Source organism: Vogesella mureinivorans, assembly GCF_007644035.1.
In the GTDB taxonomy this organism is placed as follows: domain Bacteria; phylum Pseudomonadota; class Gammaproteobacteria; order Burkholderiales; family Chromobacteriaceae; genus Vogesella; species Vogesella mureinivorans.
This window is the reverse complement of sequence record NZ_VMTV02000154.1, coordinates 1-311: the sequence shown is the minus strand read 5'-3', so window position 1 is coordinate 311 and position 311 is coordinate 1. Positions and strand designations below refer to the sequence as shown.

1 protein-coding gene is annotated in these 311 nt (G+C 70.1%); it reads right to left on the bottom strand.

Annotated elements, in window-relative coordinates; all coding sequences use genetic code 11:
• Positions 1–311, bottom strand: a 311-nt coding sequence (locus FLQ44_RS23540) for an ATP-binding cassette domain-containing protein (RefSeq protein WP_170252807.1), incomplete at both ends; no start/stop codon positions are given.

Here is a 311-nt window from a genome sequence, read left to right as displayed (position 1 = left end):
AGGGTCGTCTTGCCGACGCCGTTCGGCCCGACCAGGCCGATGCGGTCGCCGCGCTGGATGCTCACCGAGAAATCGCGCAGCAGCGCCCGGCCGTTATAGCCGTGGCTGACGCGCTTGGCTTCGGCCACGCGTTTGCCCGACGGTGCCGCCGAGGCCATCTGGATGCTCACCTGCCCCTGCAGCTCGCGACGCTGCATGCGCTCGCGGCGCATCGCCTTCAGCGCGCGCACGCGGCCCTCATTGCGGGTGCGGCGGGCCTTGATGCCCTGACGGATCCACACCTCCTCCTCGGCCAGCTTGCGATCGAAATG